This window comes from Corynebacterium sp. AOP36-E1-14, from assembly GCF_052377495.1.
Taxonomy (GTDB): Bacteria; Actinomycetota; Actinomycetes; order Mycobacteriales; family Mycobacteriaceae; genus Corynebacterium.
Map to the genome: position 1 here is coordinate 1 of NZ_JBQSWV010000081.1, position 557 is coordinate 557.

1 pseudogene is annotated in these 557 nt (G+C 67.7%); it reads left to right on the plus strand.

From position 1 onward, the window contains the following. Positions 1-557, plus strand: a pseudogene (locus ACT3TD_RS14830) (hypothetical protein); the annotation flags it as partial.

Sequence of the window (557 nt, forward strand, 5' to 3'; positions counted from 1 at the left end):
CACTGATGGGCCGGCCGGACGGCCCGCCTGCCGGGCCGGGGATGGAACCTGAGTACACGGACACCAACGGCGCGGTCGTGCGGGTGTCGCTCGACGGCGGGCCCGTCCACGGCTCCGAGGTGGAGCAGATCGTGCCGACGGGAACCTTCACCACCGGTAAACAACTCGTCACAGACCCGACGACCGGGATGCTCTACTGGTGTGACCGTGAGGGAAAAGCCGTGTACCGGTCCCGGCGGGACGGCAGCGACGTGACACTCCTGGTCTCCACGACCGGCCGCGGGCCGACAGAAGAGGAGGAGAGGTGTGTCGGAGTGTGCGTCGACCCGGTGAACGGGTACCTCTACTGGACGCAGAAGGGCCCTGCCGGCGGTGGCCAGGGGCGGATCTTCCGCGCCGGACTCGAGCTCCCCGTCAGTAGCTCAGCAGAGGGCCGAGGAGACATCGAACTGCTGTGGGAGGGACTTCCGGAACCTATCGACCTGGAACTCAATAGCACCGGGCGAACCCTCTACTGGACTGACCGGGGCACGGGGCCGCACGGCAACTCGCTGAAC